The organism is Paraburkholderia elongata, from assembly GCF_013177735.1.
GTDB classification, from domain to species: domain Bacteria; phylum Pseudomonadota; class Gammaproteobacteria; order Burkholderiales; family Burkholderiaceae; genus Paraburkholderia; species Paraburkholderia elongata.
This window is the reverse complement of record NZ_WOEZ01000284.1, coordinates 39,398-65,705: the sequence shown is the minus strand read 5'-3', so window position 1 is coordinate 65,705 and position 26,308 is coordinate 39,398. Positions and strand designations below refer to the sequence as shown.

27 protein-coding genes are annotated in these 26,308 nt (G+C 61.4%); 17 read left to right on the top strand and 10 right to left on the bottom strand.

Annotated features, from left to right (window positions below):
• The first annotated feature begins 53 nt into the window (after positions 1–53).
• The 3 genes from GNZ13_RS46690 to GNZ13_RS46680 are packed head-to-tail and all read left to right on the top strand — an operon-like array spanning position 54 to position 1,722.
• The gene (locus GNZ13_RS46690; RefSeq protein ID WP_172177761.1) at positions 54–596 is read left to right on the top strand and encodes a DUF4142 domain-containing protein; all 543 of its coding nucleotides are present in this window, start codon (positions 54–56) and stop codon (positions 594–596) included.
• Positions 589–966 (top strand): cupredoxin domain-containing protein, encoded by a 378-nt coding sequence (locus GNZ13_RS46685; RefSeq protein WP_407945708.1) that lies wholly within the window; start codon positions 589–591, stop codon positions 964–966. Before GNZ13_RS46690 ends, GNZ13_RS46685 begins: the two co-directional genes overlap by 8 nt.
• A 39-nt stretch (positions 967–1,005) precedes the next feature.
• Entirely contained in the window at positions 1,006–1,722 is a 717-nt protein-coding gene (locus GNZ13_RS46680; protein WP_172177759.1) for an RNA polymerase sigma factor, read from the top strand.
• Here GNZ13_RS46680 and GNZ13_RS46675 read toward each other — a convergent pair.
• Complete coding sequence (locus GNZ13_RS46675) at positions 1,719–2,762, bottom strand: NAD(P)H-dependent flavin oxidoreductase (protein ID WP_172177757.1); 1,044 nt, start codon at positions 2,760–2,762, stop codon at positions 1,719–1,721. The two genes, GNZ13_RS46680 and GNZ13_RS46675, sit on opposite strands and share 4 nt — an antisense overlap.
• 183 nt (positions 2,763–2,945) lie before the next feature.
• Here GNZ13_RS46675 and GNZ13_RS46670 point away from each other — a divergent pair, with 183 nt between their 5' ends.
• Together GNZ13_RS46670 and GNZ13_RS46665 are read left to right on the top strand one after the other, a co-directional pair.
• A complete protein-coding gene (locus GNZ13_RS46670) occupies positions 2,946–3,428 on the top strand; it encodes a universal stress protein (protein WP_172177755.1) in 483 nt (160 codons plus the stop codon).
• Between the two features lie 302 nt (positions 3,429–3,730).
• Complete coding sequence (locus tag GNZ13_RS46665; RefSeq protein WP_172177753.1) at positions 3,731–4,525, top strand: DUF899 domain-containing protein; 795 nt, start codon at positions 3,731–3,733, stop codon at positions 4,523–4,525.
• Between the two features lies 1 nt (position 4,526).
• On the opposite strand, the gene GNZ13_RS46660 is transcribed toward GNZ13_RS46665, so the two are convergent.
• Entirely contained in the window at positions 4,527–4,835 is a 309-nt protein-coding gene (locus tag GNZ13_RS46660; RefSeq protein ID WP_172177751.1) for a DUF4148 domain-containing protein, read from the bottom strand.
• A gap of 270 nt (positions 4,836–5,105) precedes the next feature.
• Here GNZ13_RS46660 and GNZ13_RS46655 point away from each other — a divergent pair, with 270 nt between their 5' ends.
• Entirely contained in the window at positions 5,106–6,521 is a 1,416-nt protein-coding gene (locus GNZ13_RS46655) for an aminotransferase-like domain-containing protein (RefSeq protein WP_172177749.1), read from the top strand.
• 70 nt (positions 6,522–6,591) lie between these two features.
• Here GNZ13_RS46655 and GNZ13_RS46650 read toward each other — a convergent pair whose 3' ends face one another.
• A complete protein-coding gene (locus tag GNZ13_RS46650; protein WP_172177747.1) occupies positions 6,592–6,780 on the bottom strand; it encodes a DUF2970 domain-containing protein in 189 nt (62 codons plus the stop codon).
• Positions 6,781–7,075: 295 nt separating this feature from the next.
• On the opposite strand from GNZ13_RS46650, the gene GNZ13_RS46645 reads away from it, so the two are divergent.
• From GNZ13_RS46645 to GNZ13_RS46635, 3 genes are all read left to right on the top strand, one after another.
• Positions 7,076–8,863, top strand: coding sequence for a nitrite/sulfite reductase (locus GNZ13_RS46645; RefSeq protein ID WP_172177745.1), 1,788 nt, complete (start codon positions 7,076–7,078; stop codon positions 8,861–8,863).
• Positions 8,860–9,219 carry a DUF934 domain-containing protein gene (locus tag GNZ13_RS46640; RefSeq protein ID WP_172177743.1) on the top strand — a complete coding sequence of 120 codons (360 nt, stop codon included), beginning with the start codon at positions 8,860–8,862 and terminating at the stop codon, positions 9,217–9,219. Before GNZ13_RS46645 ends, GNZ13_RS46640 begins: the two co-directional genes overlap by 4 nt.
• Before the next feature lie 200 nt (positions 9,220–9,419).
• Positions 9,420–11,108 carry a hypothetical protein gene (locus GNZ13_RS46635; protein ID WP_172177741.1) on the top strand — a complete coding sequence of 563 codons (1,689 nt, stop codon included), beginning with the start codon at positions 9,420–9,422 and terminating at the stop codon, positions 11,106–11,108.
• A 123-nt stretch (positions 11,109–11,231) separates the two neighbouring features.
• Here GNZ13_RS46635 and GNZ13_RS46630 read toward each other — a convergent pair whose 3' ends face one another.
• The gene (locus GNZ13_RS46630) at positions 11,232–12,254 is read right to left on the bottom strand and encodes an aldo/keto reductase (RefSeq protein WP_172177739.1); all 1,023 of its coding nucleotides are present in this window, start codon (positions 12,252–12,254) and stop codon (positions 11,232–11,234) included.
• A gap of 112 nt (positions 12,255–12,366) precedes the next feature.
• On the opposite strand from GNZ13_RS46630, the gene GNZ13_RS46625 reads away from it, so the two are divergent.
• Entirely contained in the window at positions 12,367–13,278 is a 912-nt protein-coding gene (locus tag GNZ13_RS46625) for a LysR family transcriptional regulator (RefSeq protein WP_172177737.1), read from the top strand.
• A gap of 85 nt (positions 13,279–13,363) precedes the next feature.
• On the opposite strand, the gene GNZ13_RS46620 is transcribed toward GNZ13_RS46625, so the two are convergent.
• Positions 13,364–13,696, bottom strand: coding sequence for a DUF2322 family protein (locus GNZ13_RS46620; RefSeq protein ID WP_172177735.1), 333 nt, complete (start codon positions 13,694–13,696; stop codon positions 13,364–13,366).
• 99 nt (positions 13,697–13,795) lie between these two features.
• Complete coding sequence (locus tag GNZ13_RS46615; RefSeq protein ID WP_172177732.1) at positions 13,796–14,677, bottom strand: LysR family transcriptional regulator; 882 nt, start codon at positions 14,675–14,677, stop codon at positions 13,796–13,798.
• Between the two features lie 121 nt (positions 14,678–14,798).
• Between GNZ13_RS46615 and GNZ13_RS46610 the strand changes: the two genes are divergently transcribed.
• The 3 genes from GNZ13_RS46610 (at position 14,799) to GNZ13_RS46600 (ending at position 17,867) form a co-directional block, all read left to right on the top strand.
• Positions 14,799–15,551 (top strand): TerC family protein, encoded by a 753-nt coding sequence (locus tag GNZ13_RS46610; protein ID WP_172177730.1) that lies wholly within the window; start codon positions 14,799–14,801, stop codon positions 15,549–15,551.
• 252 nt (positions 15,552–15,803) lie between these two features.
• A complete protein-coding gene (locus GNZ13_RS46605) occupies positions 15,804–16,814 on the top strand; it encodes a YVTN family beta-propeller repeat protein (protein WP_172177728.1) in 1,011 nt (336 codons plus the stop codon).
• A gap of 48 nt (positions 16,815–16,862) precedes the next feature.
• Positions 16,863–17,867, top strand: a complete 1,005-nt coding sequence (locus GNZ13_RS46600) for a sterol desaturase family protein (protein ID WP_172177726.1) — start codon at positions 16,863–16,865, stop codon at positions 17,865–17,867.
• Positions 17,868–17,890: 23 nt separating this feature from the next.
• On the opposite strand, the gene GNZ13_RS46595 is transcribed toward GNZ13_RS46600, so the two are convergent.
• Together GNZ13_RS46595 and GNZ13_RS46590 are read right to left on the bottom strand one after the other, a co-directional pair.
• A complete protein-coding gene (locus GNZ13_RS46595) occupies positions 17,891–18,712 on the bottom strand; it encodes a DUF2182 domain-containing protein (RefSeq protein WP_236002493.1) in 822 nt (273 codons plus the stop codon).
• Between the two features lie 41 nt (positions 18,713–18,753).
• Entirely contained in the window at positions 18,754–19,524 is a 771-nt protein-coding gene (locus tag GNZ13_RS46590; RefSeq protein WP_172177724.1) for a DUF899 domain-containing protein, read from the bottom strand.
• 130 nt (positions 19,525–19,654) lie between these two features.
• On the opposite strand from GNZ13_RS46590, the gene GNZ13_RS46585 reads away from it, so the two are divergent.
• From GNZ13_RS46585 to GNZ13_RS46575, 3 genes are all read left to right on the top strand, one after another.
• Complete coding sequence (locus tag GNZ13_RS46585; protein WP_172177722.1) at positions 19,655–20,872, top strand: helix-turn-helix domain-containing protein; 1,218 nt, start codon at positions 19,655–19,657, stop codon at positions 20,870–20,872.
• Positions 20,873–20,885: 13 nt separating this feature from the next.
• Positions 20,886–21,554 carry a Vgb family protein gene (locus GNZ13_RS46580; protein WP_172177720.1) on the top strand — a complete coding sequence of 223 codons (669 nt, stop codon included), beginning with the start codon at positions 20,886–20,888 and terminating at the stop codon, positions 21,552–21,554.
• Between the two features lie 115 nt (positions 21,555–21,669).
• On the top strand, positions 21,670–22,902 hold the full coding sequence (locus GNZ13_RS46575) for an NAD(P)/FAD-dependent oxidoreductase (RefSeq protein ID WP_172177797.1): 1,233 nt from the start codon (positions 21,670–21,672) through the stop codon (positions 22,900–22,902).
• Here GNZ13_RS46575 and GNZ13_RS46570 read toward each other — a convergent pair.
• Together GNZ13_RS46570 and GNZ13_RS46565 are read right to left on the bottom strand one after the other, a co-directional pair.
• Positions 22,883–23,356: a universal stress protein gene (locus GNZ13_RS46570; RefSeq protein WP_172177718.1), complete on the bottom strand. Its 474-nt coding sequence runs from the start codon at positions 23,354–23,356 to the stop codon at positions 22,883–22,885. The genes GNZ13_RS46575 and GNZ13_RS46570 overlap by 20 nt on opposite strands.
• Positions 23,357–23,612: 256 nt before the next feature.
• Complete coding sequence (locus GNZ13_RS46565; protein ID WP_172177716.1) at positions 23,613–24,533, bottom strand: class I SAM-dependent methyltransferase; 921 nt, start codon at positions 24,531–24,533, stop codon at positions 23,613–23,615.
• A gap of 210 nt (positions 24,534–24,743) precedes the next feature.
• Between GNZ13_RS46565 and GNZ13_RS54050 the strand changes: the two genes are divergently transcribed.
• Complete coding sequence (locus tag GNZ13_RS54050; protein WP_172177714.1) at positions 24,744–26,303, top strand: methyltransferase regulatory domain-containing protein; 1,560 nt, start codon at positions 24,744–24,746, stop codon at positions 26,301–26,303.
• Positions 26,304–26,308 lie beyond the last annotated feature (5 nt).

Below are 26,308 nucleotides of genomic sequence, written 5' to 3'. Positions count from 1 at the left end.
CAGATCGTGTGTGGACCGGGTCGGACTTGCCATCACTATTCAGGAGACGCGACATGAAGAAGATCACCGCAGCACTGTTCGGCACACTCACCGCACTCACATTGACCAGCCTCTCGTGCTGGGCACAGAGCGCGGGGCCCACCGACCCTCAGATCGCGGCCATCGTCGTGACCGCCAATCAGGTGGATATCGACGCGGGCAAACTCGCGGAATCAAAAACGAAGTCGAAGGATGTCAAAGCGTTCGCGCAACGCATGGTCACCGATCACAGCGGCGTCAACAAGGCCGCCACCGACCTTGTGCACAAGCTGGGTGTGACGCCGGAAGATAATCCGACGAGCCAGAGTCTCCAGCAGGGCGGCGACGCCAACCTCGCCAACCTGAAAACGCTCAAGGGCGCGCAGTTCGACCGTGCGTATATCGACCACGAGGTGACCTATCACGAGAGCGTTCTCGACGCGCTGGACAAGACATTGATTCCGAGTGCGCAGAACGCCGAACTAAAGGCGCTTCTCGTCAAGGTGCGTCCGGCCTTTGTCGCGCATCTCGAGCACGCGAAGCATCTGCAGGCGGAGCTGGGCAAGAGCGGTGCGTGATCGCGCACTTCGCGCGGCCGGACAGCGCCGCGGCACGCTACGTAGCACAGGCTTTTTCCTCGCCTATGCTTTCGTTGCGATCGTAGCGATGTCGCTGGCCGGCGTTTCCGAGGCGGCGGCCAAAACGTACGTGATCGTCATCGAGCAGATGCGCTTCAATCCGCCGGCGCTCACGGTGCACCGTGGAGATCGCGTGGTGTGGGTGAACAAGGATCTGTTTCCCCATACGGCGACGGCAATGTCGAAAACGTTCGATTCGCACGAAATCTCGCCAAATGCATCGTGGAGTTATGTGGCGCGCCAGAGCGGTAGTTACCCGTACCTGTGCACCCTCCACACCACGATGCGTGGCACACTGATCGTGCAATGAGGAATGGACAATGAGTGAGTGCGACCTGGCGAGGCAGTCATGACGGACATCGCTGAAGCACATTCAACGTTTGCCGCGGACGACGAACGCGAGACGGTCCGCCGCATCGTGGCGGGAGATCGATCAGCGTTCGAATGGCTGATGCGCCGGCACAATAAGCCGCTGTATCGTCTGGCGCGTTCAACGTTGCGTGACGGAACGGAAGCGGAAGACGCGCTGCAGGCAGCGTATCTGTCAGCCTACAGATCGATCGCCAAGTTTCGTGGCGATGCCACGCTCCTCACCTGGCTATCCCGTCTGGTACTCAACGAATGCTATGGACGCCTGCGCCGGGAAGCACGCCGTCAGAACGTGATTCCGATGGTAGACGCGAACACTCATGTCGATATCGATGCCATGACCGCGCAAGATTCCGATTCCCCAGACAAGGCGGTAGCGCGCGCCGAGCTGCGAGCCCTGCTCGAGCGCAAGCTGGATGCACTGCCGGAAGTCTTTCGCGTTGTGTTTGTGCTGCGTTCGGTCGAGGAATTGAGCGTCGAGGAGACGGCACAATGTCTCGACATCCCGGAAGCGACCGTGCGCAGCCGGCATTTCCGCGCCAAGAGCTTGCTGCGCGAATCATTGGCGCACGAGATCGATCTCGCCGAGCGCGACGTATTCGAATTTGGCGGCGCCCACTGCGACCGGGTGGTCGCCAACGTACTATCGCGGATAGCCGGCGAGGATGACGAGGGCAGTTGCACACCGGCGAGTTAAACCGCCCCTCCTCGTCCATGCTCACATAACGGCGCGATTCGCGATGAGGCATCAATGGCCTCATTCAACAGCCGCTCGATAACCTCGGCGGCGCTCGCAACCTGATCGACGAGCGCGGCCGATTCGCCAGCAAAGAGCGCCATCTGCTCAAGATCGCCCACCGTGCTGCGAAGTGGTGAATCGGTGCTGAACCGGTAGATCGGCCGCCCTTCGTCGTAGGCAATCACATCGCGTGGCAGCCTGTCCGGGTGGTGTCCGAACAGGTGACTTCCGGCTTTCCCGGTCACGCTGTTTGCCAGGACGCGTACGGGAGAGTGAGGTGGCCAGTTGATCGCGAACAGATCGGTATAGACCGTATCACCCGCCTGCGCAGCGAGAATGCGTTGCTTGTGATAGTCATGCGCGAAAGACTCGTGGGTGGCGAGAAAAAGCGTACCGCAGTGAACTCCCGCCGCGCCGAGCGCGAGAGCCGCAACCAGGCCTGCGCCTGTCGCGAACCCGCCCGATGCGACAACCGGGACGCGTACATGCCAGACGATCTCGGGAAGTAACGTCAGGATTCCTGTACGCCCCCGCACATGGCCACCCGCCTCAATACCCTGGGCAATCACGACATCGGCCCCCGCCTTTTCAGCGGCGAGCGCGTCCGCGAGCGAACCGACCTGATAGAGCACCAGCACGCCAGCATCTTTCGCTCGTGCGACCACGTCGGGTACGACTTCCCAGAAGAAACATATCGCAGGAACCCGGGCGGCCAGACAGACATCGAGTTCTGCCGCCAGGAGGGTCGGTTCCGTGGCCGACGGAATCAGATTGACGCCGAACGGCTGATCCGTGGCGGCCCGCACTGCAGCAATCTCGCGGGAGATCAACTCAGGCGGCTCGCGCACCATGCCCAGCAGGCCAAATCCGCCGGCATGGGAAACGGCCGCTGCAAGCTCGGCGCGCGCCGGGCCGCCCATTCCCGCCGAGATGACGGGATACCGGCAGCCCAGCAGCCGGGTCAGTGGCGTAGCAAACGACGTCATATCGATAGCCATCGGATTACCTCTTCGATCGGGGATGGGACCGCTTATACATCACAAGATGATATATACTAATTTCGATGCGATGTGGTCTGCATCGTTGTGCTGCCGCGCTCATGAGCGACGGCCATTCGAACAGTTTCGCATCCGCCACCCGCTGCTCGATAGCGGGGTTCTTGAATCGGAGCGAATGACGATATGTCTGCATTCAGTCGCATCCTGTTGTGTTATGACGCAACCCGGGAAGGGCGGCGGGCGTTGCGTCACGGCGCCTCGTTGGCGGAGCAGATGAAGGCGGAAACGCACCTGCTTGCCGTTCTGAATAGTCTGGCGTGGTCGCAGGGGGCCGAGATTGCGTCTGCCGTGCCGTTCGATGCGCTGGAGCAGTCCGCGAGGGAAATACTCCGCGATGGAATCGAGAAACTCGCTGCGCGTGGCGTCATCGCAACGCCCCATTTCGCGATTGGCGACCCTCTGGACCATATCCCGTTTTTTGCCCGTGAGTTGAAAGTCGATCTGATTGTCGTGGGGCATCGCCGAAGCGGCCCCATCCGGCGATGGTGGAGCGGCAAGAACGATGGATTGCTGCTGGACAGGGTTTCCTGCGCAGTACTGGTCGCTATGGACCCGGAAGACGCGGATACTCACAAGCCGGTAGAAACATTCTCAGCACATGCATAAGGGTGGCGGGAAAAGCTCGTCGCCAAGCGATCCGGCAGCCGTGGTTTTCGCACCGCACCAATACTCTGGAACATGACCTACAGAATCATTGAAGCCGTGATTGGCAATACCTCGTTCGTCTTCCAGATGAAGCGATCCGGGCGCAGCGACGCCACCGGAATACCGCCACACTTGTTACTCCCAACGTTCGATTTCCAGTGCCAAGCTATCTCATAGCCGACAACGAGCGATGAGCCCCGAGTGGAATCGCGCCTCAGCCGCGCGGTGCGGGAACTCGCCCAAACCAGGAGATAGCAAAAGCCATGACTACATCAGCCAAGAACGGACAGAAGGATGGACTGCCTGCCATGCACACACCACCGGTCGTGTCGGCGCAGGCGTGGGAGGCGGCCCGCGAGCAGCTGCTCGTGAAGGAAAAAGCCCAGACCCGCGCCCGTGACGCTCTCGCCGCCGAGCGCCGGCGAATGCCGTGGATGGCCGTAGAGACGACGTATGCGTTCGAGGGGCCTGCGGGCAAAGCCAGCCTGCTCGACCTGTTCGACGGTCGGCGTCAGCTGATCGTCTACCGCGCCTTCTTCGAGCCGGGCGTGTTCGGCTGGCCCGAGCACGCCTGCCGGGGCTGCTCCATGGTGGCCGACCAGGTCGCCCACCTTGCCCACCTGAACGCTCGTGACACCACGCTCGCCTTCGTCTCGCGTGCGCCTCAGGCGGACATCGTGCGGCTGAAGGCGCAGATGGGCTGGGAGATGCCCTGGTTCACCCTCACAGACAGCTTCGACTCCGATTTCGGCGTCAGCGAGTGGCACGGCACAAACGTGTTCTACCGCGACGGCGACCAGGTGTTCCGCACCTACTTCATCAACAACCGCGGCGACGAGCAGATGGGTGGCACCTGGAACTACCTCGACATCACGCCGCTGGGCCGGCAGGAGGTCTGGGAGAACTCGCCCGAGGGCTATCCTCAGACTCCCACCTACAAGTGGTGGAACTGGCACGACAGCTACGTCGCAGACGCAGCGCCAGACAAGAAGTGGGTCGAGGTGTCGGACGCCGGAGAAGCGGCGTTCCGGAACCAGGACACGAGCGCGAAGCCATGAATTAGGGGTGGTTGTACATCGCGTTCCAATCGGACTTCGATACGGCCGGGCGTCCCGCGTCCGACGAACCATTCACCACGCCGCCAAAACCTGTCGCACCGTGCTGCGCAGCGACCTTGGCTTCAGCGGCCTGAATGTCTTCCGGGTAATGCGGGTCTTCGCCATGGGCGAGGTTATAGCCGGCGTTTTCGAGCTCGACCATTTCAGCGCGCACTTGTGCACGCGTGATCGGTTGGTTCGATTGAGCGAACACGGCAACCGGTGCTGCAAGAGCAGCGGCAACGACAACGGCTTGAATAAGGGACTTCATGATAACGACCTCCAGACTTTCCTTTGTCCTGTTACGAACAGCCCTGTTCGTAAATCAGTGACCACAGTCTAGATAGAGGGTCGCTTGAGAATAAGCGTCGTCCATGGAGAGGATTGTTGTTGAATGTGGAAAATCGGCGTGCGCCGCGATTCACGACAACTTGCCCAACGTCCGCATTCGAGGCAACATCGCCTGCTTGATGGCACGGTGATCGAACAAGACCGGCCACCGACATTCACGGAATGAATGCAGGCGAACCACGGCCGTTCAATGAAACGCTTCGAATTGCTGGCCAACACCATGGCCAACGAGATCCGCTCGGGCAGCCGCCCTGCCGGCTCCCGCATGCCCTCGCTGAGACAGCTCACCACGCAGCACGGTGTCAGCCAGTCCACCGTGTTTCGAGCCTACTATCTCCTCGAAGAGTGGGGATTGATTCGAGCACGTGAGCGCTCGGGCTACTACGTCGCGCCGGGCGCAGCGCTCGAGCAACAGAAGACATCACGCCCTTCGCCGGCCCTGGAGTCGGCCAAGGTCGAAATCACTGACCTCGTCTTCTCGGTGCTTGAAGCGGCCAAGCATCCCGATATCGTTCCCTTGGGCTCGGCGTTCCCGTCTCCGCAGCTTTTCCCCCTTCAGCGCCTCGCGAAATCGCTCGGACACGCAAGCCGGTTGATCAGTCCCTGGAGCACCGTCGTCGACCTCCCGCCGGGCAATGAGCCACTGCGTCGCCAGATTTCGCTGCGGTACATGGCGATGGATATTGCCCAGCCGATGGAGGAAATCGTCGTCACGAATGGCGCGCTGGAAGCACTCAATCTTTGCCTGATGGCAGTGACTCGACCGGGAGACGTCGTGGCAGTGGAGTCGCCCGGTTTCTATGCGGCACTGCAAGCCATTGAGCGCCTCGACCTGCGGGCGGTGGAGATTCCCGTCGACCCTGTTGAGGGCATCGATTTGCAGGCGCTCTCCGATGCTCTCGACAAACACCCCATTCGAGCGTGCTGGTTCATGACCAACTTTCAGAATCCGACTGGCGCGGCAATGTCGCTGGAAAAGAAGAAAGCACTGGTCAACCTTCTTGCCCAGCACGACGTGCCGCTCATCGAGGACGATGTCTACGGCGAACTGCACCACGCACCGACGTACCCGCTGCCCGCCATAGCCTATGACAAGCAAGGCCTCGTGATGCATTGCAGCTCGTTTTCAAAGACACTTGCACCGGGATACCGCATTGGATGGGTCGCGGCGGGCCGTTTCGCCGACAAGGTCCAGCGCCTGAAGTTGATGACCACTCTATCGGCCAGCATTCCGGCCCAGGCGGGCATAGCGGACTATCTTCAGCACGGCGGGTACGACAAGCATCTGCGGAAACTGCGCGGCTCGTTCCGTAGTCAACTGATCGAAATGGATACCGCGCTGCACCGCTGGATGCCGGACGATACGCACTGGACGCGGCCATCCGGAGGCTATTTTTTGTGGGTTCGGCTTCCACCGCGTGTCGACGCCATGCAATTGCACCGGCTCGCGATAGAGAACGGTATCAGCATCGCGCCGGGACCGATCTTCTCCGCACGGCACGCGTTCCGAGATCACGTTCGATTGAATTTCGGCCACCCGTGGAGCGACAAGATGGAGAATGCCATCAAAACGCTGGGCTCGCTGCTCGAACGCGCCAGCGAATGAGCAGCGCATCACCTCTTCACACTGCCGGCGCGTTCGCGTTCGCGCTTGTCTGCCGAATCCTCGGCCTTCGTCAATGCGCCACGTTGATCGCAAGCTTCGCGAGCGCGAACAGCGTCGCGCCGAAACCGGCAGCGAGCGCCACTGCGACGAACGGCAACAGCGGCAGCTTGACGTCAGTAATATCGGCTTGATGCGAGGCGCCGCGGCGGACGCCGAAAAAACTCCACAGCACGATTCGCGTCATCTTCAACAGGTTCATGGCATCACCCTCTCAAGGCAGAATTGTCTCATCTCACGCGATAGTTTGAGCCGGGTGGTCCGCGCAAAACAGCAGCAGTTGCAAACAATTCCAGCGCAGCAGTTTGCCCTCCCACTCCCGCCCGGCTACTTCCCCGCGGCCCAAGCCGCCATCTGCTAGCGCATTTTTCTCGGCATCTGCTACTTTTCGGCGACCGCCGTTGCCTCTATCGTTCGCGAATGACGGCCCTTGGCCTTCTCCCCCGAACCGACGCCCCAACAAGCTACGTCTTGTGTGGCCGCAGAAGCACCGGACCATGTACCAATACACCGAGTTTGACCAATCATTCGTGCGCAGCCGCGCGGCGCAGTTTCGCGACCAGATCGAGCGCTGGCAGTCCGGAAAACTCAGCGAAGACGACTTTCGCCCACTGCGTCTGCAGAATGGATGGTATGTGCAACGACACGCGCCGATGCTGCGTGTCGCCGTCCCATACGGTGAGCTATCGAGCGCGCAATTGCGCATGCTCGCCCGCATCGCTCGCGAGTACGATGAACCCGAGGCCGAGGTCTACCGGCTTGCGTGCGAGGCACAGCGGCGGCTCGGCACCACGCATTTGCCCACCCACTATGCGCATTTCACCACGCGCACCAACGTGCAGTTCAACTGGATTCCCCTCTCGAAAGCCGCGGATGTGATGGACCTGCTCGCGAGCGTCGACATGCACGGCATTCAGACCAGCGGCAACTGCATTCGCAACATTTCCTGCGACGAACGCGCGGGCGTTGCACCAGACGAGATCGCCGACCCACGGCCGTTCGCTGAAATCATGCGTCAGTGGACAACACTGCATCCCGAGTTCGCGTTTCTTCCGCGCAAGTTCAAGATTGCAATTACTGGCGCGAGCGAAGACCGGGCCGCAACAGATTGGCATGACGTCGGTCTGCGGCTCCTGAAAAATGACGCAGGCGAGCTTGGTTTTCGAGTGACAGTCGGCGGAGGGATGGGGCGCACGCCGATGATCGGTACGGTGCTGCGTGACTTTCTGCCGTGGCGGCAGATCATGAACTACATCGAAGCGGTGGTGCGGGTCTATAACCGCTACGGCCGGCGCGACAACAAATACAAGGCGCGCATCAAGATTCTGGTCAAGGCTGAGGGCCAACAATATATCGACGAGGTGGACGAGGAGTTCCGTCAGATAGTCGAACTCGACGGCGGTCCGCACACCATCCCTCAAACCGAGTTCGACCGTGTGAGTGCGTCGTTCGTCCCGCCTGCCCTGAACAGCACGACACGCGAGAGTGACGGGAGCATTCGTTCGGACCTGCGCGTGCAGGCGGAAATCCATCCTCGTTTTGGCCGTTGGCTGCAGCGCAACGTGGCGCCGCACAAGGACCCGACGCTGCGCGTCGTCACGTTGTCGTTCAAGCGCCTCATGCAGGCACCTGGAGATGCGTCAGCCGACCAGCTCGATACTGTCGCCGACCTGGCCGACCGCTTTTCCGCGGGCGAAGCGCGAGTGACGCATACGCAGAACCTCGTGTTGCCATGGGTTCATGTCGATGACCTGTTCATGCTTTGGCAATCCGCGTGCGACGCCGATCTGGCAAGCGCAAACGTCCATCTGCTCACTGACATGATTTCGTGCCCGGGTGGCGATTTTTGCGCGCTTGCCAACGCACGCTCGATTCCCATCGCGCAAGCGATTACCGAACGCTACCAGGACCTGGACGAACTCGACGACATTGGCGAAGTCGACCTGCACATCAGCGGCTGCATCAACTCGTGCGGCCATCACCATAGCGGTCACATCGGCATTCTCGGCGTCGACAAGGACGGTGAGGAGTGGTACCAGGTCACGCTCGGCGGAGCGGACGGCAAGCAGTCGAGTGGCGCTGCGCAGCCGGGGAAGGTGATCGGCCCATCGTTCTCCGCACCCGAGATTCCTGACGTGATCGAGGCGATTCTTGCGACTTACCGCGATCTCCGCAGCACCGGTGGAACGCGGGAGACGTTTATTCAAACGCTAAGGCGCGTCGGACTGGAACCGTTCAAGACCGCAGCCAACGGCGCCCGCTGGAAAGCGGAGGTCTCACTGTGAAAAACGGCACCCGCCTGAGAATTTTGACGACGTCAGAGCATCTCACTGACGATATCGCGAATCCCGTTCAGCTCGCCAATGACGCTGACCCGGCGGCACTCGGCGATCAGCTTGGAAGCATCGAGCGCATCGACCTTCACTTTCCTCATTTCACGGACGGGCGCGCGTACAGTCAAGCCTATCTCCTGCGCCGCAGACTTGGATTCAAGGGCGATCTTCGCGCGACGGGCGACGTTCTGTTGGACCAGCTCGTACAGATGGAAAGAACAGGCTTTTCCAGCGCGGTGCTGAAAGAGGGCGTCGACCCGGCCGACGCGAAACGGCAGTTCGAGCGCTTCCCCGGGTTCTACCAATAACCGCGAGTAACCGCGCGACGTCCCAGCCTTTATCATGAGCGAAATCGCGGCAGTGCCAGACGGGCATCCTCGTCAGGCCCAATGCGGGTATGCACCGAAGTCGCCGCCACTAATCCTTCATCAAACGTTGTTACGGTAACCGGGTTGTACGTGCTAGTCCGTCTGAAAAGAACGTCCACCTCCCCGCCCGGAATCTACAGATGAAAACGACTCCCGTCTGCAACGCGACACGCCGCCTGTCATTCCCCCGACCGGCTTCCACGGTAGCACTGGTGCTCTGCGCCGCCGCCCTCAACGCACATGCCGAGCAGCCCGAGTTCCGCGGCGACAGCCGCTTCGAGCCAGGCTTACTGGTTGTAAGTCGAAGCGTGTATGACAACCAGTCAAGCAACGTTCAGATTGGCGCGGTCTTACCGCCGAATTGCGCGGCCACTCAGGGCGGCTGTGGCGCGGCCACCGGAGCGCCGAACGACGGCACCTATCCGTATGTATGGAACAACAACCGCTATGACGGCAGCTTCGGCATCACTTCGCGGATCATTCTCGATCAGCTTACGCCGTCAGGCGAGTGGGTAAGCTCGCTCGAAGTGCCCAACAGCTTGCAGAAAACCTCGCGACGCGACCAGCTCGTGACCAGCTTCAGCTCCAAATCGGAACTCGGCCTGAACCTTTCGCTCGACGGCCAGTACCTGACCTTTATGGGTTATGTGGCGCCGGTCAATACGTTGGACGTTTCCAATTCGAACACGCCAGGCGTAGTCGATCCCACTAATCCGGTGGGGCATGGCTACTATCGGGCAGTCGCTCGCATGGACCGCGATGGGCACTTGCGCGTCACCGAGACGAACGCCTATAGCGGAAACAACGGACGTTCGGCGATTCTGAATAACCGCGATGGCCAGGATTTTTTCTACACGGCCGGCAACGCGGGTAACGGCGCCAACCCCCAACCGGCCGGCGTAATCCTCGGCGCAGGCGCACAATTCATCGACTCGACGAAAAAGCATGAGGCGCAGCAGGACCCGGGAACGCCGACGCCGCTCGCCAGCTTTTCGGTCACTGAACTTGGCGGGCCAGCGGACAAGATCGGCAAGGACGATAACTTCCGGGGCATGACAATATTCAACAACGTCCTCTACTTTACGAAGGGCAGTGGCAGCAACGGCGTGAACACGGTGTACTTCGTGGATACCACTGGAAAAGCCTGCCCGTCTGGTACGGGTGTGCCCGCCGCCAATGCAGCGTTGCCCAGCACGCCGCTTTCTTACGACCCCGCCACGGTCCAAACCAACGGACTGCCAAACAATATGTGCGTGCTGGCCGGCTTCCCGTCGACGCCCAACAAGACCGCGACCACGCTCTCCTATCCGTTTGGCCTCTGGTTCGCCAACGCGACGACGCTCTATGTCGCGGACGAGGGCGATGGCTACACGGGTGGCCCCGATCTTTACACGCACGCAGCCCTGCAGACTGGCGCCGGTCTGCAGAAGTGGGTGTACAACGCCGGTGCGAAAAAGTGGACGGTCGCCTACACCTTGCAGGCTGGCCTGAACCTGGGCCAGCAATACGTGGTGCCCGGATACCCGACCGGCTCCAATACGGCAACCGGACTGCCATGGGTGCCGGCAACGGATGGGCTGCGCAACCTGACCGGCCGCGTCGAACATGACGGCACAGTGACGCTCTGGGCAATCACGTCGACCGTCAGCGGCAACGGTGATATTGGCGCGGATCCGAACGAGCTCGTGGCCATTCGCGACCTGCTCGCGAATACGAGTGCGTCTGGCGCCTCCCGCGAGAAATTCGTCGCGTTGCGAAGCGCGGGATCTGGTGAGGTATTGCGTGGTGTCTCGTTCACGCCGGGTACTGACCGGGATCACCGTTTCTGACGCGCTGACTACGGGGTGAAAATCGGGCTGAAAACGGAGTAAAAGCAGGGTGAAGCCACGCCGCAGCGTATTCAACAGCGCGAGGCTCACCCGGTTTGCACGACCTGTCAATGCAGCGACGCGTCACGCAGTGTGGCCGTCACTACCCTGTTCGCTGTCGAGATGCGCCATCTGCGCCGCGGCGTAACGTTCACCTGCGGCAGCTCCAGGCGGTACTGCCAGTGCGATCGCAGTCAGATCGTCTGCGGTGAGCGTCACATCAACCGCCCCGAGCGCTTCGGCAAGACGATCGCGCCGGCGCGCGCCAACGAGCGGCACGATATCGCTGCCCTGGGCTGCAACCCACGCAATCGCGATCTGCGCAACCGAGACACCTTTTGCATCAGCCACCTTGCGCAGCGCATCCACGAGCGCGAGATTGTGATCGACATTGTCTCCCTGAAAGCGCGGACTCATGGCGCGAAAATCGCCCTTCCCCGCGGAATCCTTGCTCCAGTGGCCGCTTATCAAACCGCGGGATAACACGCCGTACGCCGTCACGCCAATCCCCAACTCGCGGCACGTCGGCAGGATCTCGTCTTCAATGCCGCGCGAAATCAGCGAGTACTCGATCTGCAGGTCGCTCACCGGGTGCACCGCTGCGGCACGGCGGATGGTCGTCGCGCCCACTTCGGACAAGCCGACGTGCCGCACATAGCCGGCTTTGATCATGTCAGCAATTGCTCCGACCGTGTCTTCGACAGGCACGTTGGGATCGAGCCGTGCAGAACGATAGATGTCGATGTGATCGACGCCCAGCCGCTGCAGCGAATAGGCGAGAAAGTTTTTGACCGCTGCGGGACGTGCATCGTAGAGCGACCAGCCACCTGCCGGATCGCGCATTGCACCGAATTTCACGCTGATGATCGCCGCGTCGCGACGTGACGGCGGCGCACTTTTCAGGGCCTCGCCGATCAGGATTTCGTTGTGGCCGGAGCCGTAGAAATCGCCTGTATCGAGCAACGTGACGCCGGCTTCGAGCGCGGCGTGGATCGTGGCAATGCTTTCGGCGCGGTCGGAGGGACCGTACATGCCTGACATGCCCATGCAGCCAAGACCAATGGCAGAGCTTTGCGGACCCGTCTTACCCAGTTGAAGCTGTTTCATGATGTTCCTCGGTAGTTGCGCCGCAAGAAAGGCGCTTGACCTGAAGTATCGGCCGATTTCCGGCGTGCGATAATCCACCTCAATCTGGATAACCCGTGCGGAAAAGCGAACAATGCAGGAACCCGATCTTTCCGATTTGAAAGCATTCGTCGCCGTCACACGGGCACGCGGATTCCGCCCCGCGGCGCTGACGAGCGACCTGTCGGCCTCATCGCTTAGCGAAGCGGTTCGGAGGCTCGAACAGCAACTCGGCGTCAGGCTGCTCAACCGCACGACGCGCAGCGTCACGCCAACGGAAGCAGGGCAGCGTCTTTTCGAGCGGCTCGCGCCGGCGTTCGGGGAAATCGCCATCGCGCTGGATGCGGTGAACCTCTTTCGTGAGAGCGCTACTGGAACGCTGAGGTTGAACGTTCCATCGATCGCGGCAAGAGAAATCCTGCCCGCTCTCCTCTCCCGCTTCCTTGCCGCTCACCCGGGTATCACGGTTGACGTCGGGACCAACGACACGTTCATCGATATCCTCGCGGCGGGCTTCGATGCCGGCATCCGCTACGACGAACGCCTCGAGCGCGACATGATCGCCGTGCCGATCGGCCCACGCGTTCAACATTTCGTCGCGGCGGCTTCGCCGTCCTACCTCGCGGCCCGTGGCGTACCGCAACATCCGGGCGAACTACTGAACCACGCGTGTATCGGACACCGCTTCGACAGCGGCGTGCTCGCGACCTGGGAGTTCAGACGGGGCGACGACATCGTGCGGATCGAGCCAAACGGACCGATGATCGCCTCCGTGATCGAACTGGAAAGAGGCGCGGCCATCGAGGGACTGGGGATCGTCTATTCGTTCGATGAATTTCTTCGGCCGGCCATAGAGCGCGGCGCGCTCGTACCGGTGCTCGATGAGTGGTGCCAATCCTTCACGGGACCGTTTCTGTACTACCCGAGCCGGACGCATATGCCGGCTCCGCTGCGGGCATTCGTTGACTTTATTCTTGACGTCAACGATTCAGGTATTCATCCGTAGGCCGGAACGTTAAGGTGAACCGGTACGGGTTACAGCGCGGACCGGAGTCACGCGATCCACGCCGTGCCGTGCAACAGCGGCCCGCTCAGCCGGCTGCGACAACGTCGATGCGCAACGCTTCCCCACCGGCCACAATCGCGAGCAAATGGTCGACGTTCGGGTGTGCACCCGGGCGGTTGCGCGCGTCTGCCGTATGCTCGGCGAACACTGCGAGGCCGTGTTCGGCCGCCTTGGCGTCCAGCGTGCCGAAGGCCTGCTGCAGATAGTTGTACACCGCCAGCGAGCCCTGCTTGCCCGGCTTGTTCTCGATGCTTGCCACCACGGCGCCCTTGCCGTCGAGCAGATCGATACGTTCGATACCGTCGATGGCAGGCAGTTGGGCGAGGTTATCCTTGAACACGTTGCTCGGTTGAATCACTGAAAACACTCCTTCTATTCGGAAAATACGGCGAGCCGTATCTTATCCGATAGGGTGTTGCGCAAGCCGGCACATCCCGCTGCCGGACGCGCCGCGCGCTCACGCACGGACGGCAGCGACCACCTGAGAAGCGAGCGCATGATGTTGCCCGCGCCGCGAGCGGATTGCGTGGATCTCTTCGACCACGCCTTCGGCCCGGCCGAGCCAGCGCAGCCCTCGCAGCAGCGCCACGTCCTCCGCGCCCAATTCTGCGAGCGGAAACACGCCGAGACCACGCGCAGCGAACACCGCCATCAGCGCGCTGTCTTCGAATTCTCCAACGATCCGCGGCCGGATCCCTTCGGCTTCGAACCACCGGTCGAGCCGCGCGCGCAACGCGCCGTGCCCGGTGGGCAGGAGTACGGGCAGATCGGCCAGGCACTGCGGAAAGCCGGCACGGGTGGACTTGCGAATGAGCTCCGCGGGGCCATACCAGTCGACCGGCGAACCGACGAGGCGCTGGCTCACGACGCGCAGGTCCGCGTTGTGCGGCGCGGGCTGGCACGCCAGGACGAGATCGAGCCGATGGAGCGCGAGCTCGGACAACAGTTGCGCATGTTCGCCTTCGTGACATAGCAGCCTGAGCGACGGCGTATCGAGCACCGGCGCCAGCAGCGCGTGCGCGGCGAGCTTGGAGATACCGTCGGAAAGACCCACTGCGAGCCGCGCAATACGTTCGCCGCCCGTCTCGTGCATCTCGTCGAGCAGCGCCTCGCCAATCTGAAAAATCTGCTCCGCGCGATTGAATGCCGTCTCGCCGGCTTCGGTCATCGTGACGCCGCGCCCTGCGGGTTTCAGCAACTGACGCCCGATCGATTTTTCCAGTTCGCGAACCTGCGCGCTGATCGTTTGAACCGCCATGTCGAGACGCTCGGCCGCGCGCGCGAAGCCGCCCTCCTTCACGACGATCCAGAAGTAGTAGAGATGGCGGTAGTTGAGCATGTTGGTGACACTTCGAAAAAAACGATATGTCACTCAGATTATCACTGATTTATTCGAACCATGAAGACGGCGATGATGACGGCAACCCGACGTTACCCGTCACCTTTTGCTTACGGACCCCATGGACTCTTTACTCATCCTCGTTGCCGACCCCGCCGCATGGGCGGCGCTTCTCACGCTGGTCGTGATGGAAATCGTGCTCGGTATCGACAACCTGATCTTCATCTCGATCCTCAGCAACAAGCTGCCGGAAGCACAGCGCGCTCGCGTGCAGCGCATGGGCATCATGCTCGCGCTCGTGCTGCGGCTAGCCCTGCTCGGCACCGTCGCCTGGATTGCGCAACTGACCGCGCCCGCCGTGACGTTCTTCGGCCACGCGTTTTCATGGCGCGACCTGATCCTGCTCGGTGGCGGCCTGTTCCTCGTCTGGAAGGCGACGAGTGAAATTCACCACAACGTCGTCCATGCAGAAGAAGCACGCGATAAGGCGAACACGACAGTGCAGTTGACCGCAATGGCCGCGATTGGACAGATCCTGGTGCTCGATATCGTGTTTTCGGTCGACAGCATCATCACGGCGGTCGGGATGACCGAGCACATGCCGATCATGTTCGTTGCCGTGATTGCCGCGGTCACGGTGATGCTGTTCGCCGCCAGCCCGCTGTCGCGCTTTATCGATCGTAATCCGACCATCGTGATGCTCGCGCTCGGTTTCCTGCTCGTGATCGGCATGACGCTAATCGCGGAGGGTTTTGGTTCACACGTGCCGAAGGCTTACATCTACGCGGCCATGGCGTTCTCCGCGTTTGTCGAGGCACTGAACATGCTCGTGCGCCGGGCGAAATCGAAGCGGATGGTTGGTGCGGGGCAATGAGCGCCGGTGTTACGGTCGCGCATGAATGAGCGGTTCGACATGCTCGAACGAAGTAGCGCCAGATCGTTTTTTTCATGACTTCAGCCATCGTCGAACCCTTCATATAAATAACACCGTGCCGCGTGTCATCGACCGAGCGAACTGGCGCGTTAAGGCATTTACGGGATAAGCGCGCTCCACGCGCGCTGAATCCTCTTGCGCCCGCGGCCATGATTGCTCCCCCAAATTGTTTCCTGCCCGTCTATCGTTCAGATGCCAATTTCTATCGTTTCGATTAAAAAAGCCGGCGCGCTTGCCGCGCTAACTTACTGCTCGCTAACCATGGCCATGCCGACGCAGGCAACCGAAAACGTCATCGTGCTCGACTCCGGCGAAGCCCAACTGACGCTGATCGATCCCGCTACGCACAAGGTCATCGGCACGGAGCCGACCGGTAAGGAACCGCATCATTTGATGATTACGCCCGACGGTCACTCGCTCATCGTCGCGGATTCGATCTCGAACGATCTCATGTTTCTCGATCCCCACACCGGCAAGGTGCAGCGCAAGGTCGAGGATATTGAAGACCCCTATCAGCTCGGTTTCTCGCCCGATCACAAATGGTTCGTAACCGCTGGCCTGCGACTGGATCGCGTCGACGTGTACCACTACGACGGCCAGAACATGACTCTTGCCAAACGCGTCCCGCTTTCGAAGACGCCGAGTCACATGACCTTCTCGTCCGATAGCAAGACCGTATTCGTCACGCTGCAAGACACAGGCGAAGTTGCCGCGATCGATCTGGCGACGCAGGCGGTGCTGTGGAAACTGCATGTGGGCAATACGCCCGCCGGCCTCTGGATGACGCCAGGCGACCGCTATCTGTTGATCGGCATGACGGGCGAAGACGACGTCGCCGTGGTCGATTGGCACAAGCAACAAGTCGTGAAAAGAATCCAGACGGGGCGCGGCGCACACAACTTCCGCAACCTCGACGACGGCCAGCACGTGGCCCTCACGAACCGCGTGGAAAGCACGATCAGCATTCTCGATTACAACACGCTGACGAAGACCGCCGACATCACCGGACTCATGCCCGGGCCTGACGACATGGAACTGTCCGCGGATCGTCGCTATCTGTGGGTCACATTCCGCTTTTCGCGGCACGTCGGCATCATTGATCTGACGACACATAAACTTATCGACACAATCTTGGTCGGACGCTCACCGCACGGTTTGTATTTTGCCAACCGTGCGCCCGTGTATGCGCCCAATCCAGACTGAACAGGCTTTCGTTTTGATGACAGCACCCGCAATTTCAAGAGGTTTTCGATGATTCACGAAATCGTCGCGCAACTCGACAATGGCATCTCGGCGTTGCAGACACTCCTGTACGTCGACGTGGTACAGCCGTTGTTCTATCGCTTCGGCCTGATGGGCTACGACGAGGACACCTACGACGCACTCTATTGGGTGATCATCGGCGTGCTGGAAATACTGATCACGTATATCGCCTTGCGGCCGCTGGAAGCGCTGCGGCCTATCGAGGCGTGGTCCGATCGAAAAGCGCTGCGAGCCGATGTGATCTACACGTGGATCACCAAGCTCGGCATCATCAATATCGCGTTCTTCTTCATGCTGCAGCCGCTGTTCGATCACTGGCAGAGTCTGATGGCGATCTACGACGTGCCGAACATCGACATCGACGGGCTGTGGCCGGGGGTCACCGATCAGCCGGTTGTGTCGTTCCTCATCTATCTGATCGTGCTCGATTTCTTCGGGTACTGGTATCACCGCTGGCAGCACCGCTTCGGCGTGTGGTGGGAACTGCACGCCGTGCACCACAGCCAGCAGCAGATGTCGTTGTGGAACGACGACCGCAATCACTTTCTCGACGACATCGTTCAGGCCGCGTTCTTCGCCGCGATTTCGCTGTTCATCGGCGTGCAGCCGACGCAGTTCGTCGTGCTGGTTGCGGTCAGCAACTTCATGCAGAGCGTGCAGCACGTGAACGCGCGCCTGCCGTATGGATGGCTGCTCGAACGCGTGATCGTGAGCCCGATTTTTCATCGGCGTCATCACGCAGTCGGCTACGGCCATGAAGGCACGCGCTACGGCTGTAACTTCGGCGTGCTGTTTCCGTGGTGGGACATGATGTTCAGAACTGCGTCGTGGAACCCTACCGTCGAGCCGACCGGCATTCGTGACCAGTTGCCCGCACCGCACGGCGCAGGGCGCTCCTACGGCGACGGGTTGATCGCACAGCAATGGCGTGCGTTTGGCCGCATCGCCATGCGTCTGCGGGGACAACGCAGTTACGGCGGCGTGACAGACTGATTGTCATCGCGATGGCGGGCGCCTCATCCCAATCCCACCGCTCGCACGATCAGCAACACCCCTCCGCCGACGATGCCGGCCCCAATCACGCGCGCCGCCCGCTCACCATGTGGGGCGAGACGTTCGACGGTGATAGCTGCCGTCACGACAGCCATCACGCGCAAATCCATGACCCCGGCAACAAGAAGGATCATGGTCAATCCGGCACAGCAGTAGCTGCAGTGAAGGCCGAGGCGCAAGCCGTGCCGCCATGCCGCGGCAGCGTCCGCGGGGAAGGCGGGCGACGCAGGCAACATCAAGCAGCGACCCCGCGCCTCGCGGCAGCAGGCAAGACGGCGTGCCTTCCACTCGGTGAACTGCAGCGCCCCAGCGATCAGCACGATTACACCGATCGCGATCGGAACGGCGCGCGCCAGCGCCGGCAGCTCCATCTCCAGCGCCGCAAGCGCAACGCCCAGCGGAAATACGGCCACGCCGAGCGCGGCCCACACGAGGAAGTACCCCACGCCCACTAGCACCGTCAGCCAGCCCAGACGCGCTTCACCTGTCCCGCCGACGGCCTGGCGATAGCGCCACAGCATGGGGACGAGAGATGGCAGCATCATCGCGACCATCATCACGATCCACATGCCGAGAAACGACGCCGCGAGGCCAGGCCACGTCTGTCCGCACATCCGCATCCACGCCGTCGACATCGTCCAGCCGCCGGGCATCGCCATCTCGCCCATCGCCGACATGGACGTGGCGCTAACGATCGTGACCGCCGCGCTGACGGCGAAGAGCAGCGCCGAGACGGCGAAGAACGCCCGCTGCGAAACCAACATGTCGATCGGACGTCCCGGCATCTCCCGGCCTCCGGTTGCGCTAACGTGTTCCATCATCAGGCTCAGCGCTTCTCGTACTCGTCGTGGCGCTTCCACCAGACACCCGTCTCGCTGCGACCCTTCGGGGTGCGGTCGAGCCACTGATACATGCCCCAGAGGCCGTCCAGGCCGCGCGCATAGGTGGAATACGTGTGATAGACGACACCGTCCTCGAGTACGAACGCGCTCATGCCCGGCCTATCGCGCGTGAATGTCGCCGCGTCGGTTCCGCAGGTGGCCGCGAACTGGGCGACGGGCTCCGGGACGACCTGTGTCTCGTCCATCACGTGGCCGCCGCGTTCGTAGTTGTATTCAATGCTTCCTTCACGCTGTTGCGCCTCGGTGAAGGCGATGTTGAAGTCGAAGTTGAAGTCGCTGCCGTACGAGGACGCCCAGGGGAACGTCCACCCCATCCGGCGCTGGTACGCCTGCAGCTTTTCGAGCGGCGCCCGCGACACCGCCGAAAGCGTGACGTCGTGATTCGCCAGATGAACGACGAAGCCTTCGAACCCATCCGCGATCGACGAGCACGACGGGCACCCCGCCTTGTAGTCGGGCCCGAACATGAAGTGGTACACGAGGAGCTGCGAGCGTCCTTTGAAGAGGTCTGCCAGCGAGGCGCTTCCCGCATCGGTTTCGAATCGGTAGGCCTTGTCGATTCGCACCCAGGGCAGCGCCTGCCGTTGCTGCGCCAGCGCGTCGCTCTGCCGCGTGAGCGCCTTCTCCGCCTTGAGCAGTTCGAGCCGCGCGGCCAGCCACTCTTCACGTGTCCCGGTCGTATGTGTCGTGGTCATGCTTCCCTCCTTGGGTGTCCTTCGTCGTTCGTTCAGTTGCCGATACGACTTACTGGTTGGTGGTCGTGCTAGATTAGTCACGGGCACCCGAACGGTGGGAGTGACAAGTGTGGCGTGATTCGAATCGACCATGGACTCGCTAGTGACGGCCGCGGCGCGGGCGCTCGCGGCGGGCGACCCGCTCGGCGCACTGAACCGCGTCGCCTTGCGTGACGACGCGCCTGCGCTCGCGCTGCGAGGTATCGCGATGGCGCAGCTCGGCGATCTGGTTCGAGCGAAAGCGCTGGTGCGAAGTGCGGCGCGCGCCTTCGGCCCGAAAGAGCCTGTGGCCCGCGCGAGATGTGTGGTCGCCGAAGCCGAAATCGCGCTCGCCTCGCGCGATCTGGGCTGGCCCGCGAAGGCGCTCGACGCCGCGCGGGCAACGCTCGAAGCCCACGGTGACCTGCTGAACGCCGCGCATGCGCGGTATCTCGAAGTCCGCCGCCTGCTATTGATCGGGCGCCTCGACGAAGCAGAGCACCTGCTCGCCAAACTCGATCCCGCGCCCTTCCCGCCCGCGCCGAGAGCCGCCCACGAACTGGTCGTCGCTGGAATCGCGATGCGCCGCCTCCAGACGAAAACAGCGCGCGCTGCGCTCGCGAGGGCCGAGCGCGCCGCGCGCCATGCAGGTATCCCGTCGCTGACGGCGGAGGTCGAAAGCGCACTCCTTTTGCTGAACACGCCCGCGGCGCGGTTGCTTGCGCATGGCGAGGAACGGCCCCTCCTGCTCGAGGAGGTCGAGGCGTTGCTGGCGTCGAAGGCGCTCGTCGTGGACGCGTGCCGTTATGTCGTACGTGAAGAAAACATCGTGGTTCCGCTCGCGAGGCGTCCGGTATTGTTCACGCTCGCGCGCGCACTGGCCGAAGTGTGGCCAGAAGACGTGTCGAGGGACGCACTCATCGCGCGCGCATTCCGGACCAAGCACGCCGATGAATCGCATCGCGCGCGGCTGCGAGTCGAAGTCGGACGGCTTCGCGCGTTGCTTGGGACGCTGGCCGGCGTGAGCGCGACGAAGCGGGGCTTTGCACTGGTGCCGCATGGCGCGAGCGAGGTCGTCGTGCTCGCGCGGCCGGTCGAAGAACCGCATGCGATGGTGCTCGCCTTCCTCGCCGACGGTGAGTCGTGGTCGAGCTCGGCGCTCGCGATTGCGCTGGACGCCAGCCAGCGCACCATGCAGCGGGCACTCGACACGCTGGCGGCAGCCGGCAAGGTGCAATCGTTCGGCCGCGGGCGGGCGCGACGCTGGATGACGCCGCCCATGCCCGGATTCACGACGACTTTGTTACTCCCCGCTCCCCTACCCGAGTGATTAGGATCGAACCATGAATAGATCAGCCGCCAAAATCGTGCGTGAATATGGACCCTTTCCGGGTGTCGACAACGTTGGTGGGGTCACCTATGACGGTCAGCACGTCTGGATTGCTACCGGAGACAAGCTGACCGCCTTCGATCCGGCAAGCGGAGAAACGCTGCGCTCGATCGATGTCGCCGCGCGGGCAGGAACGGCCTTCGACGGCCAGCACCTGTTTCAGATCGCCGACGATCGCATCCAGAAGATCGATCCGGATACCGGCCGCGTACTGGGTACGATTCCGGCGCCCGGCGGTGGCGGTAACTCAGGGCTTGCGTGGGCCGAAGGGACGCTCTGGGTGGGGCGCTATAGCGACCGGAAGATCCATCAGGTCGATCCCGAAACAGGGGCGATTCTTCGCACCATCGAGTCCAACCGCTTCGTCACCGGTGTCACCTGGAGCAACGGAGAGCTCTGGCACGGCACCTGGGAAGATGAAGCGAGCGAGTTGAGGCGAGTCGATCCTAGTACGGGGGAAGTGCTGGAGAGCCTCGAGATGCCGCCCGGCCTGATCGTGTCGGGGCTTGAAGCCGATGGCGGCGATCAGTTCTTCTGCGGGGGCGGAAACAGCGGGAAGGTGCGAGCCGTACGCCGACCCGCGCGAAGCGACGAGCTTCCCGCAGAGTCTGCGAGCGAGTAAGTGAGGCGGATAAGCGAAGCAGACCGCGACGCCGCCTGGTGTCCGTCAGCTTGCTAACCCGTTGTCGTTACGTGATGATGTCGCGTAACCGGCACCAGGTGAGTTGATGACAACAATGAAATTCGATGCCGTCGTGCTCGGGGCGGGCATTGTCGGTGTGTCCGTTGCCGTGCATCTACAAAAGCGCGGCCGCCAGGTCGCACTTGTCGACCGCAAGCTGCCCGGCAACGAAACGTCGTTCGGTAACGCCGGGCTGATCCAGCGCGAAGGTGTGTATCCCTATGCGTTTCCACGCGACCTCGGCACCTTGCTTCGGTACGCACGCAACCAGTCGCCGGATGTTCGCTACCATGCCGATGCCATGCTCAAGACGGCGCCGTTCCTGTGGCAATACTGGCGCAATTCTCATCCGGCAAAGCACGCCGCTATCGCCAGGTCGTACTCGACACTGATCGAACATTGCGTGGACGAGCACCGCGCGCTGGCAGCCGATGCAGGCGCAAGCGCGTTATTGCGCCAGACCGGCTGGATAAAGGTGTTTCGCACCGAAAAGGTACGGGACGCGGAAATTCAACACGCTGAACAGTGGCATCGGGAATATGGCGTCGAGTTCGAATCGCTGGATGCAAGCGGCCTGCAACAAAAGGAGCCCGATCTCGACAAGGCCTTGTTAGGCGGATTGCGCTATACGGCATCCGATTCCGTGAGCGATCCCAACGCGCTCGTCACCGCCTACGCGAAGTATTTCGAAGCGCTGGGAGGACGGTTCTTCATCGGCGATGCGGACTCGCTGCGTGAGGGTTGGGCGGTCGATACGGAAGCGGGAACGATCACCGCTTCATCGGCGGTCGTTGCGTTGGGACCATGGTCGGATCGCGTGAGTTCACGACTCGGCTACCGCTTGCCGCTTGCCGTCAAACGCGGGTACCACATGCACTATGCGCCCCAGGCAGCGGCCCGGCTAAATCATCCGGTTCTGGACGTCGAGAAAGGCTACTTGATCGCACCCATGGCAAAAGGCATCCGCCTGACCACGGGGGCGGAAATCGCGCACTGCGATGCGCCCAAAACGCCCACGCAACTCGCCGCGGTCGAGCCGATTGCGCGCACGCTGTTTCCATTGGGCGAGCGTCTCGACGACGAAGCGTGGATGGGACGGCGCCCTTGCACGCCCGACATGATGCCGATCATCGGGCCCGCGAGAAATCATAAAGACTTGTGGTTCGCGTTTGGCCACGCGCACCACGGGCTCACGCTAGGCCCGGTCACGGGCCGGCTGATCGCAGAGATGATGACCCACGAGGAAACGCTCGTGGACACGCGGCCGTTCAGGGTGGAGCGGTTTTAGAATCAGTCGGCGTCGACTGCCGGACGACGAGGACCGGGATCTGACTGTGCGTCAGGACCTTCTGGGTCTCGCTGCCGAGCAAAAACGCCCGCATGCCGCTTCGACCGTGGGACGCCATAACAATGAGGTCGCAGTCCTGCTTTGCTGCAACGCTGATAATCGCCTCATAAGGATGGGCGCGATTCAAGGCAACCGTATTGCACTCGACACCCGCTTGCGCAGCAGCTCTTTTGATAACCCCGAGGTAGTCATCCGCACGCTGTCGCGCGGCCTGAATGATTTGCTCCTCGTTGTCCGCGATCATCTCCGTGCCATAGGCGAGGAGATGAAACTCCGGGATGACATGGAGTCCCGTGACTTTGGCTCCGTTCTCTGCCGCGAGCGTTACCGTCATCTGAATGGCCGCCTCAGAAAGCGCCGAGCCGTCGGTCGGTACCAGCAGATGCTTGAACATACATGCCTCCCCCGCGACCCGGCCGGTTCGCGTTGAAATCCTGCCCGGCGCCTCTATCACCGGAGTCCGGTGAACCTGAATCAGAGGCGGCGTTTTTAAGTATAGTCACCCTAAAGCAATGCCGGGAACCACAGCCCAGATGACGACTACCGAGCGCCGGGTGTTCAAACACTTCACATTGGTTCGGCAAAAGGTCCTTGGGCCACCGGCGTTTCCGAACTGAAACTCAGCTAAGTGATGGAAGCGGCTGTGCGCGTCAGCGAGGAGGCTTTCCTGCGGTCAGGTAAGCGGTCCGGTCGGCCGTGGCCAATCGGCCACCTTCAACTTGCGGGCGGAAGATTTGTTCGAAGAACAGCCGTTCGTCCGCTGTGAACTGGTTCGCGAGAATGTCGCCGAGCCGCGGAGCCCAAGGGTGAGGTGAACTACCAAGCAGCACATCCCAGGAGGTGATCGCGGGGCGTACGTCTATGTGGAACTCCATATGAACATCCGTGAACCCTGCATCTAATGCGAAGCGGACCAGATCGCGTTCGCCGTAGTTTGCAATCGGACTCGCAGAAATTTTTTCCTCAGTATCGGGAAATTGAGCGGCTTTCCAGCGATGCAGCAGGTGAAAGAAGTTGTCTCCGGCTTTCTCGGGCAGACCTTCAACGATTTGCCTCAGCGAGCTTGCCTCGATTGCATCGTCGCGCATGATCGGTTCAGAGATCGATATTCTGCCGCCGGGTTTGAGAATCCGGTGAAATTCCCGCAAGGCGGCCATCTTGTCGGGGACATAAGCGAGAACTGCGCGAGTCGTGACTGCGTCGACAGCGTCACCCTCAATGCCATTCAGCAATTCGGCGGAGCCTTGGATGAAGACGCATTGATCCTGAATGTTTCGCTGAACTGCGAGTGCTTCAGTGTGCCGAAGCAGAGGCGCGGAGATATCTGTGAAAAGCACGCGCAGTGATGGGCCTATGCGGTCGATAGCGCTAAAGCCGATCAGTCCATCACCGGCACCGATGTCGGCGAGCGTCATGCCAGGAGCAAGTCTCGCGCCGTCCAGAACGCGGTCCGCATAGTGTTTGAGTTCGGCATGGAGGGCTTGTTCGTGCCCCTGATCATCGGCATGCCGAATATGCAACAGCCAATCGGACCACACATCGGATTGCGGCTGGGAGTCGCGACTATTCATTTGAGGGACCGTTGTCGATTGGGGGCGTTGCTATCGGCGCATGAATGTAAAGGACGTTACCTTATGAGAACCTGAAGGACGTGCCATCAGTGCGGGAAAAACGCGGAGGAACATTTAGCGTCGAACTGCGGATAGACAAAGGAGCCTGCGCTATGAGAGGCTTCGCAACACGCCAGCACGGCGATCCTTGAAGACAACGAGAGCTAGAACGTGAGTGAGTGGGAAGCCGGCAGCATTGATGGTATTGCGTACACGTACGGCTATTGCGACGAACTGGATCCGCTGCGCCTTAAACTTCCGTTGCTACAGTCGGGACTCACCCCTCCGGTCCTGCGTACCGCCTGCGAGCTAGGGTTCGGCCACGGCGTCAGCGTGAATATCCACGCAGCCGGGTCAGCGACAGAATGGTTCGGCACTGACTTCAACCCGTCTCATGCGAGCTTTGCACGGCAACTGACACAGTGCGCCGGATCGCAGGCGAGCTTGTTCGCTGAAAGCTTCGCAGAATTCTGCATGCGAGACGATTTGCCGAATTTTGACTTCATCGGCATGCACGGCATCTGGAGCTGGATTTCCGACGAAAACCGTGTGCTCATTGCCGATTTCATACGACGCAAACTCAATGACGGCGGCGTCGTGTATATGAGCTATAACACCCAGCCCGGGTGGGCCGCGATGTTGCCGGTGCGCGAATTGATGCACTGTCATTTCCAGGCGAGCGCGCGGCTGAATGCACACGGCGGCGCGCCCGCCGAAACGCAAGTCCAGACGCACATTGCAGCGGCGATGGACTTCGTCAAGACCGTGCTTGCGACGCAACCCGGTTACGCAGTGGTCAACCCGCTGCTGGCTGAACGTGTCGACGCATTGTGCGAGGAGAACACACACTACCTCGCACATGAATATTTCAATCGTGACTGGCAGCCCATGACCTTCTCGCAGGTCACGTCATCGCTTGCCGCGAGCGGTTTGACTTATGGCTGCTCTGCAGACTATCGCGATCACGTTGACGAGATCAATCTCAACCCAGCTCAACGCGCCTTGTTGGCGGGTATTCCAGATACCGCTTTACGTGAGACCGTACGAGACTTTTGCATCAACCGGTCGATGCGGCGAGACTACTGGGTCAAAGGGAGCCGGGCGCTCGGTGAAGAGGCGCAGCAGACCGCGCTGCGCGCGCATCGCGTCATGCTGGCGCTGCCGAGGGCTTCGGTCCTGCTGAAGGTGCGCGGAGCGCTGGGAGAAGCGACGTTGCCGGAAAGCACATATGGTCCGATTCTCGACGCGCTTGCCAGCCATCGCCCCGCAAGCCTCGCCGATATCGAAAACGGCGTCCGCGAACGTGGCATTACGCTCCCCCTCATCGTCAAGGCCGTGACATTGTTAGTGGGGGCCGGCGTGTTGCTGAATGTGCAGGATGAGGCGCAAATTGAGCTCGCTCGCCCGTCATCGGACAGGCTGAACGCCGCTATTTGCGAGCAGGCGCTCCAGCATGGGGACGTACAATTTTTGGTCAGTCCGGTGTCCGGATCGGGCATTTTGATTCCCCGTGTGCCACAGCTCTTCCTATTGGCGAGGCGACGTCACTTAAGAGAACCCGCACAGTGGGCCGAATTCGCCGAAGCTGCTTTGCGCACGAGTCCCGCGCCAGCTCACGCCATCGAGGGAGTTTCAGCTAGCCCACTGAACACCAGCGGCGATCTGATTGCGAAAGCGAATCGCTTTGCTGAAATACATCTACCGATATTGCAGGCGCTGGGAATCGCTTGAGGGAT